Below are 10,049 nucleotides of genomic sequence, written 5' to 3' on the forward strand. Positions count from 1 at the left end.
CGCCACATGGCGCCAGGGCCCCTCCACGCGTTCCTGGACATGACAGACCGCCAAGAGAGGTGCGATGACAGCTGAGGGTTCATTCGGTCGTCTCGACGACGACTACCCCGCCTACACGACGGACCGGGCCGCCGAGATGATCGGCGCCACCCAGGGCTTCCTGGGCGCCCTCGGAGGAGACCGCCTGATCACCCCGCTGCGGTCCGAGGGCGGCCCACCGCCGCTACTCCCGCTATCAGCTGCGCATCGCCGCCCGCGCCCGCGAGCCCGTCGACCGCGGCACCCGGTCGAGGCCGCATGCCGCATCATCATCCTTGAGGATCAACTCGAAGAAGCCCAACCCGTCAACGCCGAATACCGCCGCGCCGAGTCGCGGCGTCCGGCAGACGACTGACCCGCACCGTGGCCCGAAGCCATGAGCGGCACGTCGATGCTGTTCCCGTCCCTCCTCGTGAAATGAGCGCGTGATCGCCGAGCACACCCCGCCGCCCGTGCACGGATCGCAGGCCCGCCGCCGCACCGCGACGCCCGACCCCCGCCCAGCCGCCGTGGAGGGCGCCGAGGACTCCGGCGTGCAGGACGGTGCAGCCAACGAGGGCGGGAGCGGCGTGGAGCGTACGGCGGCCGCGCTGAAGCCGAGGATGCGGGGCTGGCTGCACGTCGGCATGTCTCCGCTCGCGCTGGCGGGCGGCATCGTCCTGGTCGCCGTCTCACGTTCGGCTGTGGCGGTGGCGGCGTGTTCGGTGTTCGCCGTGTCGGCGCTGCTGCTGTTCGGGACGAGCGGCGTCTACCACCGCGGGACGTGGGGACCGCTGGGTGAGGCGGTCCTGCGGCGACTGGACCACGCCAACATCTTCCTGATCATCGCGGGTACGTACACACCCTTGGCGGTGCTGCTGCTGCCGTCGGACCAGAGGCTGGTGCTGCTGTCCCTGGTATGGGCGGGAGCGCTGGTCGGCGTCGCCTTCCGCGTCCTGTGGATCGGGGCTCCCCGGTGGCTCTACACACCGTGCTACATCGCCCTGGGCTGGGTGGCCGTCTTCTACCTGCCGGACTTCGCGCACACCGGCGGTACGGCGGTCGTCGTCCTGGTCATCGCGGGCGGTCTGCTCTACACGGCGGGCGCCGTGGTCTACGGACTCCAGCGGCCCGACCCGTCACCGTCCTGGTTCGGCTTCCACGAGGTCTTCCACGCCTTCACCATCGCCGGCTTCGTCGCGCACTACACGGCCATCCTGTTGGCAGCCCCATAGGCGTTCGCCGTCCAGGCGTTCGTACGTGGCACCGCCTCGGGTGCGCCGCCGGACCCTGAGCGGCGCGGCGCCCGGCCGACGGTCTCCGCGTCCGCTACGCGGGTTCGGAGCCGTCGAGCACCGCCGATGCAGCCTTGGAGCGGAGTGGGCTCGCGCTCCGAAGTGGCTGCGGGGTGGGTCTGGCAGGTGAAGCCGAGCCGGCTGCACGCAACGCCGGGACTTTCGTGATGGTGCTCGACTGGCTCACCTCGACGCGGCGCGTGGTGCGGACCAAGCGCGACTATGCCGACGACATCCGCCGTTTGGCCGCGTTCGCCGCTGAACTCGGCCACGTGTCGCCGGGCTCGGTGCCCGTCTCGGGTGTCGTCTCACGGGATGATGAGAACCTTGCCGCGGATTCCGTCGGCTTCGCTGAGGCGGTGGATGCGCGCGAGGTCGGCCAGCGGATGGGATGCGCTGATGTCGAGGGTGATCTTTCCTGTGTCGACGAGTGCCACCAGCGCGGTCAGATGTGCAATGTCGTTGCGGGCGACCATGTGCACCGCCGTCACTCCGGTTGCCGCGGGTGGTTCGAAGGAGGTCGCGATCGAGACGATCCGCCCCGCCGGCCGTACCGCGGGTACCAGCGCCGCGGCGTCCTGCGGGTTCAACGAAACGAGGTTGAGCAGGGTGTCCACCGGGCGTTCGAGCGCGGCCGCGACCGGCGTTGCGGTGTAGTCGATCACGTGGTGCGCCCCGTGCTGCCGAACCGCCCCGGTGCTGCGGGCGCTGGCTGTGGCAATCACCTCGGCCCCGGCATGTGCGGCGAGCTGTGTCACGAATCCGCCGATCCCGCCTCCCGCACCGTTGACCAGCACCCGTTGGCCGGCGGTCACCTGTCCGTGCTCGAACACCGCCTGCCAGGCGGTCAGCCCGGCGAGTGGAAGGGCCGCGGCGTGCGCGAGTGGAACGGACGTCGGCGCGGGAACCAGCATTGCGCCCGGCGCCGCAACGCACTCGGCGGCTGCGCCCGCGCCCTCCAGCCATCCGACGACCCTGTCGCCGACAGCGAACCCCTCGGCCCGCGGGCCGATTTCGACAACCGTCCCGGCGACGTCCCAGCCGAACGCGTGCGGGAGGGCCACTGGCAGGAACCCCTGGAGCAGCCCCGCGCGCAACGCGACTTCGGTGGGATTGAACGACGTCGCAGCGACGCGGATGAGGACTTCACCGGAGCCGGGTCGGGGCCGCGGAACATCGTCGTAGCTGATCACGGACGCATCGCCGAACGCGTGAATACGCGCTGTCCTCATCTTCATGCCGTGAAACTACGGCCCCCGAGGGAGACGATCCATGCGCCAAGGTGCCTTGTTTATGCGCCAACGTCTCATGCGTCTCATGCGTACGCTCGCCCCATGGACGTGCTCAGCGATGTGATCACGGTGGCTCGCACCGGCCGGGCCCGGTCGGCGTACGTGCGATGGCATGCCCCGTGGGGACAGCAGTTCGCCGCCGTACCAGGGTCGGCGGGTTTTCAGGTGATCCTGGAAGGCTCCTGCTGGCTCCGGCCTCCGCATGGGGCGCCGCTCCGACTGGAGACGGGCGATGTGTTGTTCCTGCCCCACGGCAGTGGGCACACTCTGGCCGACCACCCGGCACGCGTGGTGACTACCCCCGCTTGTACTCCGGAGGACCCCGAGCTGCCCGAGTCCTATACGTCGGACCGTGTCGACGGTCTCGGCCAGGCCGGCCCGGTCACCGCTGTGCTCTGCGGCGCCTACCAACTCGACCCGTCCCGAACGCACCCACTGCTGCTGACCCTGCCAGACCGCATCCACCTGCCGGCCGACCCGAGCCGTCACCCCGAGCTGAACGCGGCGGTGCAACTCCTGGCCCCCGAGGTGGACAATCCACGCCTGGGCGTCGGCGCGACCGTACCCGCGCTCCTGGACACGCTCCTGATGTACATCCTGCGCATCTGGCTTGGCGAACAGCCCATCCACGGCAGCGCTGCCGGCTGGGCCACAGCACTCAAGGACCCAGCGATGTCCGCCGCTCTGCACGCCATCCACCAGGACCCGGCGGCGTCCTGGACCGTGGCGAAACTCGCCGCGGAGGCGGGCCTCTCCCGGTCGGCGTTCGCCCGGCGCTTCTCCGAGTTGATCGGCCAGCCGCCCCTCGGCTACCTGACCTGGTGGCGGATGACCACGGCAGCCCGCCTCCTCCGGGCGACGGAAGCGCCCCTGCGGTCCATCGCCGCCGAGGTGGGCTACACCTCCGAGTTCGCCTTCGCCAACGCGTTCAAGCGCACCCACAGGGTGCCGCCCGGCGCATACAGGCGGGCGAGCTGAATCGACTGCACGAATCGTGCACGTTCACCGGGTCTGTCGCTGATGTCGTGACGCCCGGCTGCCGGACTGATCATGTTGGTCGTGTGTGCGATGCAGGGGGCTTGTCGGAGGTGCTGCCGCACCTTGCCGGGATGGTCGTGGAGTTTGTCCAGCGGCTCGCCGATATGGTGGTTCGTCGTACGAGATAACGTTCACCGTCCAGCCGATGCCCCCTCGTGCGGGACCGCGTCGGAACGAGTGCATGACCGCTGTCTGCGGCAACCCGAGGACACGCCGCTTGCAGGAACTCGCGTCGAAATCGTCGTGTCAGTACGGCGGTTCAAGTGCGGTGAACCGAGTTGCCCGGCGGCGACGTTCGCCGAGCAGGTACCGGGTCTGACACGGCCCCACGTCCGCTACATCCCGCCGATGCGCACGGTGCTCGCACAGATCGCGGGGATGTTGTCGGGCCGTCCCGGCATCCGACTCGCCGACCGGTTCGGCGCCGCCGGAGCCGGACGGCGAGCTCGACGTCCGGGGCCGCCCGCACCGCGTCGTGCCGGTGATCCGCGACCGCCACCAGGCCGTCTGCGAACTCCTCGCCCAGGGACGGTCGTTGCGTGGCGTCAGCCGTGACCTCGACCTGGACTACCACGCCGTGCGCCGCTACGCGCGCACCGTGGACGTCGAGGAACTGCCGGTCAAGGTCACCCAGCTCGGCCGGCGGTTCCTCGACTCCCTGGCCGCAGTCCTGCGCCGCCCTGGCCGCGACACCGCCCGGCGCCCAGAAAGAAGTCCGCCGGCCTCGCCGGGACGGCCATCGCGCCCGCAGCTGAACCACGCCGGATCCCGCTCGAAGACGTGTGGGGCTCCCAACCCCCGAGGGGAGCCCCGCACCCAGCCCTCGGCGCCGCAAGTGACAGCGCTTCAGATGCGCGCGCTGGGCGTGTAACGGCAGTCAGGTGTCTTCGCGGCGATGATCTGGACACCGTCGTGGGGCGCGAAGTCCTTCTCGCAGTTCAGGTACGGCAGGCCGGTCGCCTTGAGCTGCTGCTCGGTCGCCGCTTTCAGCTGGGGGTTTGCGGCTTCGATGAGGGTGACTGTGAAGCCCATGCCCACCCGTTCGCTGGAGTGCAGGTCGTGGTCCTTGTGGAAGGTCTCCAGCGTCTTGTTGTCCTTGTCCACCAGCAGGATGGCCACGGAGAACTGGCGTTCCTGGTACCAGCACAGGGCCTTTTGTGTGCCGCCGCGGGCCGTGTCCGCGGCATTGATCTTCGCGTAGGGGCCGCTCGTCTGGATGCTCTGGCAGGGACCAAGAGCGGGCTTGAGCAGCTCTGCGACCTCCTCGATCGTGTGTGCTTCGGGCAGCTCGCCACGTTCCCCGGCTGCGTCCTGCCCCGGCGCACCGGCGTCGGCTCCGCCGGTTGCTCCGCCTACGGCCGGGGGCTGGGTCGCGTCCGGGGTGCCGTCCCCACCACCGGAACAGCCTGCCAGCAGAAATGCCGCTGCGGCAGTGAGCACGACACGGTTCCGATGCCTCAAGGAGATCTCCGCACGTTGCCAGCCTCGCGATCGCATGTACGCCAGCGCATCCGGCCAACTGCCGGAAGCACACCAACGTGATCGCCGTCACGCGGCGAGCCTGCCACAGCCCACACCAAATACAGGTTGGGCACCGGCAACTCCGCGGATTCTGTATGGACTTCCCTCACCTGTCGCGCAACGAGTGACCGGCCTGGACCATTTGCGATCGGATGTTGAGGCTTCACGAACGCGGCCGGTGTTGCTGATGTCGCCGCGAAGGGGTGACCCGCCACGGGTGACGTCGCTACGCCCTGGCCCTCGCTGTCGCGGTCGCGCAGGCCGCCGTGGTGACCCGCATGCGTCATGCCGTGCGGTAGATCGGCCGGGTCAGTGGTGTCGTGCTGCCTCTCGCCAATCTTTACGTCGTCTACTGCGGCTGGTACGAACTGCGCGTCACCGGCGGCGGATCCACAGACGACCCGGTCGTGGACCGCTCGTACGAGTTCCAGGAGGCGGTCAGCCAGTGGGCCGAAGACCTCGGCTTCGGCGCGATCGCCGTCTTGTTCGCGGCACTGCTGGCCTTCGGACTTGCCGCCGTCGTCCGCCGGTTCCGCAATCGCCGCCGGGACGTGCCGTCCGTGGGGCACGTCCCGGGTGCGTCGAGCGACCCTGCGCAGAACGTCGGTTCGCCCCAGGTAGGCACCGTCAGCCGCTCATGGAGATCTCGGTCTTGGCGTAGTCGATGCCGGGAGGCAACGCGGCGGGCAGCCCGATCGTGTGCGGTCTGCCGAATTCCGAAGCTGTCTCGCCGGTGCTTCGCTGCCCACCGATGATGCGGCCGTTCTTGTCGCGCAGCAGGATGTACGCGTCGACGCGCGCGAGGCTCAGCTCCGACTCGCTCCAGAACGCCCAATCAGTCCTACCGGATCCGTCGGTCTCGGTGCGGATCCGGCTCACATGGATCTCCCGGTAGGTGCGGTCGGTGCGATCCGCCACCCACCATCGGGCGGGGCCGACAGTGATGCGCAGGTCGGCGGCGCCTGTGCGCTTGAGAGGTTCGGTGACCCCGACGACCAACCGCTGCCGGGCGAGGACGACCGGGATGTCGATGACGTGCTCCGGTCGCGGGCCCGCGTAAGGGACCTGCTGCCCGGCGGTGTCGACGAGGGCCAAGGCCACGCGGATCTTGGTGGCGACGAAGGCGCTGGTGTTCTCGACGACGAATCCGACCGAGAACCAAGGCGCCCCCTTGCCGTCGGAGGTGGCTGTGAAGCCCTGCTCGACGATGCGGAGCGCCCCGCCGTCGGTCGGCTGCGCAAAGGGAGTCGGCGCGACCGAGCCAGGCGGCGCGGGTGCGGCGGGTGTTGGACCCGCAGACAGGGTGGTGTCGGCCGGCGCGGGGCTATCCGAGGAGCAACCGGACGTCGCGAGGAGCAGACCGAAGCTCGATGCGAAGAGCGCGAACGACCGATGGATGCGCCTCTTGAGAAGCCGCATGCGCAACACCCCTTTCTTTCGCCAAGCCCAGGCAGAGTCGGCTCAGAGGATGTACGAGGAGTCGCGTCACGAGCCAGCCGGCGCAGGCACCGAGGACGAGGACACCGGTGTCCGCCGCGGCATGCACCCGACGCAACGGCCGCGACGGATTCGCCCACTTTCCCTCCGATGGGGTGGCGGGCGGAGCACCCCCGCCGCCGGTGGTGGGGACTGCTGATGGCTCCGGCGGCGGGGCTGCTCCTCAACCCCCCGTACGGCGATGATGTGCCCCGACTGTCCGCGGACGCATTGCCGGTTTCCGGCAACGTTTCCGGGTGCTTCATGCCGGCCTGGCATCGTCGGCGCTGACGTTCGTCGACAGAAGCCACGAGTCGGTTGATCCGCAACTCGTGTGCTTGGCAACCATGTTGAGGAGCCCGCGCTTGTGATCGTGGTACGGACCCCAGCGGCGGCGGCATACCGGATCAAGTCGGCAGCTTCCTGCTCGGTCGTCATGACTGCGGCACACCGTGACCACCCGGGTGAAGTGCGGAGTCGATTACGTCCAAGGATCGAGTTATGGCACGTCCCATCCACCTATCCGCCTGAGCTGCGCCGTCGTGCGGCCCGGATGGAGATCGTCCGCAGCAAGGGGCCGGTCCGCTATCGCGCCGTGGGACGCCGAGGACCGCGCCTGGAACCGCGCCCGGCGCCGGAATCCGTGCCTGCTCGCGATGAATACGCGGCTTCGCGACTTTGTGGCTGGGAAGCTTGCCGAGTCTGGTCGCCGGAGCGGGGCTCAGGTCATCTGGCCAAGGTCCACACCGTCGGACCGGGACGCGGGTGAGCCACGAGACGATCTACAAGCCCAACACCCGCCCCCGCAAGACCCTCAACTTCGTCACACTTGCCGGCGAGTGGGTGAAGAAGGGCCAGCCGCTGTGTCTGATCGGAGACTCGGGCACCGGCAAGTCCCACTTGCTGACCGCGCTCGGGACGGAGGCAGCGATGGCTGGCTACCGCGTCTGCTACACGCTGGCAACCAAGTTGGTCAACGAGCTGGTCGAGGCCGCCGACGACAAGCAGTTTTCGAAGCCCATCGCCCGGTACGGTCGTGTCGACCTCTTGTGCGTCGGTGAGCTTGGATGCATTGAACTCGACCGCCGAGGCGCCGAGTTGCTGTTCCAGGTTTTGACGGAGCGGGGGAGAAGAACAGCTTGGTGATTGCCTCGAACGAGTCGTTCAGTGGCTGGACCAAGACCTTCACCGACCCTGGTCTTTGCGTGGCCATCGTCGATCGCCTGACCTTCGGCGGCAACGCACCGACTCCTACCGCCGTGCCCAGACCCGCGCCAGGCGGAGCAAAGCGAGTAGGGGCAGCATGGTCTCCTGGCTCGGCGGGCGGTGCTAGCGGATCGGTGCACGACCGCACTGGAACGTGGTGTCCCGGAAGGTGTCGGCGGTCAGCGCTACACCGGTGAGATGCTCGGCGAAGGCGAAGCAAGCCTGGGCAGGTGCATAGTCGTCCGGCGGTTCGAGCGCGAAATCGAAGCCCACCGCGCGCATCGCGTCGAGGTGTCCGTCGGGATCGCTGCCCCACCGCGACTCGGGGAACGTCGGTTCGAAGGCCAGCCGCAGATTGCCGTCCTCGGCCCACAGGAACGTGTCGACGCCGTTGATGTTCACGAAATGGGAGATCCAGCGTGTTCCCGCCGAGGCCGGCAGACCTCTGTCCTCCGTGACGCCCAGATAGCCGTTCGGTTCGATCACGAGGGTCCATGCGCCCACGCGGGTCAAGGCAAGTAGTTGGTCCTGGTCGTTCGACTCGTCCAGCAACTCGAACGCCGTGTCGGTGATCGCCGATGTCCCGGTCAACCCAGGCAACGAGGCGTCACCAAGCCGTCCTATCAGCTCCTCCGGGCCGGCCCCGTCGACGAGCGTGATGCAGCACGCCTCGGCAAGCTCAGGGAACAGTTCTTCGAACCACGCATACTCGGCACTCCTCGCAACCATGACGCTGATCATCCATCACGCGGCCGACGACGACGCCGACCCCCTCAAGTGCCGGTGCGTGCTTTCGAAACCCATGAGCACTGCGACCGCGACAGCCCCCTCGACGCCTCCCGAATTCGCGGACAGCTGCCGTCCAGACTGCGGTTCTGGCTCAAGTTGTGTGGAGCTTCAGCTCCTGCGGTCCTGAGTCCGCCGCGGCGTGAACCGAGTCGAGAGCCGAACTGACGCTGGTGTCACGTGGGTCGTCGGTGTCGGCGTTTGTTGGGACGATCGGGCTCAGGTCGTTCGGTCGAGAGGAAAGGTGCTGTGGATCCAGTCGTCGTCAAGGTGGCCCGCGGGCCGTTCATGGGTGTCGAAGGAGAGCTGAGGCCGGGCTCGGAGACGGGAACGGTCACCGTCTGCACCATCACCAGCCCGTGGACGCGGCGGAAGGCCGAGGTCCGGGCAGACGCCATAGAGTCGCTGGTCGCGCCGAGTTCGGAACTCCGATGTGAGATCGCCTGGGAACACCACGATGCCGGCGAGGACGAGAAGATGATGTTTTGGGTCGAACGGGTGGACGACCCCCAAAATGGCCTCGCCGCCGAGTGGGACGCCTACGCGGTGCACGCGGCCGCAGTCGACGCCGTGACGCAGCGGCGCACCGCGGATGCGCTGGAACGGTTCGACCAGGAACTGGCTCGACTGAACGCGGCCGACGCGGCGGCCAGGGCGGACGCCGAACTGGCGTACTGGCGGCCCCAGTCAGCCTCGCTGGCGCGTATCACACCGCTTCAGGTGCGGGGGGAGCCGGACGACATCACCGAGGAGGAACGTTTGGAGCTGGCGATCGCTGGACTCGTCCGCCGGTACCCCTCGGTCTGGGACCTTGCGATCGAGCGCCGGGACGCGGCTCGGCAAGCCGTTCTCGACCAAGGCGGCGCAGGTTCCTACTCCCAGGCACCAAACTCGCCGCAGTCGGCGACGGACCACAAAAGTTGAGCCGGAAGCCAGAACCCAGACTGATCGACATAGCCAGCCGCAGCGTACGTCGCGAAGGATCCCCGGTAACGGCCAAGTACGAGTTCATCGAAACGATGCGGCTCGACGGAGTACGCGTATCCCGACCGCATGAATCAAACCGGTCAGGTCCCCGTCCGAACATCGCGAGGCCCTCGGTCGGCCTGGCAGCGGGTGCGGTCGCGACGGCTAACCATCTGGCGTCGTGACGCCTCAGGATCCGAAGTCGTCAACGCCGCCCTTGTGTTCCGTAACCGCGCGACCAACCCCCGACGGCGGCAGCGTAGTTCCTTCAGACCCGAGCATGTTCAGCCGAATCGCCGAGCCAGGGCACCGGTGTCGGCGTCCGGGCTCGGGTGGCTGTTGCCGGGGGGCTGTGGGGGGGGGGGGGGGGGGGGGGGGGGGGGGGGGGGGGGGGGGGGGGGGGGGGGGGGGGGGGGGGGGGGGGGGGGGGGGGGGGGGGGGGGGGGGGGGG

General features: G+C 68.8%; 9 protein-coding genes and 3 pseudogenes. 8 read left to right on the top strand and 4 right to left on the bottom strand.

The annotated features are described in order from the left end of the window. The first annotated feature begins 64 nt into the window (after positions 1-64). A pseudogene (locus ACRX5S_RS30815) lies at positions 65-394 on the top strand (MerR family transcriptional regulator). A gap of 247 nt (positions 395-641) precedes the next feature. After that, positions 642-1,253 carry a PAQR family membrane homeostasis protein TrhA gene (gene trhA, locus ACRX5S_RS30820; RefSeq protein WP_436776477.1) on the top strand — a complete coding sequence of 204 codons (612 nt, stop codon included), beginning with the start codon at positions 642-644 and terminating at the stop codon, positions 1,251-1,253. 368 nt (positions 1,254-1,621) lie between these two features. On the opposite strand, the gene ACRX5S_RS30825 is transcribed toward trhA, so the two are convergent. Beyond that, complete coding sequence (locus tag ACRX5S_RS30825; protein ID WP_436776433.1) at positions 1,622-2,551, bottom strand: NADP-dependent oxidoreductase; 930 nt, start codon at positions 2,549-2,551, stop codon at positions 1,622-1,624. A gap of 96 nt (positions 2,552-2,647) precedes the next feature. Between ACRX5S_RS30825 and ACRX5S_RS30830 the strand changes: the two genes are divergently transcribed. The 3 genes from ACRX5S_RS30830 (at position 2,648) to ACRX5S_RS30840 (ending at position 4,514) form a co-directional block, all read left to right on the top strand. Then, on the top strand, positions 2,648-3,583 hold the full coding sequence (locus ACRX5S_RS30830) for an AraC family transcriptional regulator (RefSeq protein WP_436776434.1): 936 nt from the start codon (positions 2,648-2,650) through the stop codon (positions 3,581-3,583). Positions 3,584-3,673: 90 nt separating this feature from the next. Further along, on the top strand, positions 3,674-4,198 hold the full coding sequence (locus ACRX5S_RS30835) for a transposase family protein (protein ID WP_436776478.1): 525 nt from the start codon (positions 3,674-3,676) through the stop codon (positions 4,196-4,198). Further along, the gene (locus ACRX5S_RS30840; RefSeq protein WP_436776482.1) at positions 4,125-4,514 is read left to right on the top strand and encodes a hypothetical protein; all 390 of its coding nucleotides are present in this window, start codon (positions 4,125-4,127) and stop codon (positions 4,512-4,514) included. The genes ACRX5S_RS30835 and ACRX5S_RS30840 overlap by 74 nt, the downstream gene beginning before the upstream one ends. Here the strand turns inward: ACRX5S_RS30840 and ACRX5S_RS30845 are convergent. Together ACRX5S_RS30845 and ACRX5S_RS30850 are read right to left on the bottom strand one after the other, a co-directional pair. Further along, positions 4,490-5,083, bottom strand: coding sequence for a hypothetical protein (locus ACRX5S_RS30845; protein WP_436776435.1), 594 nt, complete (start codon positions 5,081-5,083; stop codon positions 4,490-4,492). The genes ACRX5S_RS30840 and ACRX5S_RS30845 overlap by 25 nt on opposite strands. 708 nt (positions 5,084-5,791) lie before the next feature. Then, on the bottom strand, positions 5,792-6,583 hold the full coding sequence (locus ACRX5S_RS30850) for a hypothetical protein (RefSeq protein ID WP_436776436.1): 792 nt from the start codon (positions 6,581-6,583) through the stop codon (positions 5,792-5,794). 613 nt (positions 6,584-7,196) lie between these two features. Here ACRX5S_RS30850 and ACRX5S_RS30855 point away from each other — a divergent pair. Together ACRX5S_RS30855 and ACRX5S_RS30860 are read left to right on the top strand one after the other, a co-directional pair. Then, positions 7,197-7,429, top strand: a pseudogene (locus tag ACRX5S_RS30855) (IS30 family transposase); the annotation flags it as partial. Positions 7,430-7,477: 48 nt separating this feature from the next. Beyond that, positions 7,478-7,973, top strand: a pseudogene (locus tag ACRX5S_RS30860) (ATP-binding protein); the annotation flags it as partial. Here the strand turns inward: ACRX5S_RS30860 and ACRX5S_RS30865 are convergent. Further along, positions 7,970-8,587, bottom strand: coding sequence for a DUF6461 domain-containing protein (locus ACRX5S_RS30865; protein ID WP_436776437.1), 618 nt, complete (start codon positions 8,585-8,587; stop codon positions 7,970-7,972). The pseudogene ACRX5S_RS30860 and the gene ACRX5S_RS30865 overlap by 4 nt on opposite strands. A gap of 294 nt (positions 8,588-8,881) precedes the next feature. Here ACRX5S_RS30865 and ACRX5S_RS30870 point away from each other — a divergent pair, with 294 nt between their 5' ends. Then, entirely contained in the window at positions 8,882-9,556 is a 675-nt protein-coding gene (locus tag ACRX5S_RS30870) for a hypothetical protein (protein WP_436776438.1), read from the top strand. Positions 9,557-10,049 lie beyond the last annotated feature (493 nt).

It is taken from the genome of Yinghuangia sp. YIM S09857 (genome assembly GCF_051388915.1).
Classification (GTDB): Bacteria; Actinomycetota; Actinomycetes; order Streptomycetales; family Streptomycetaceae; genus Yinghuangia.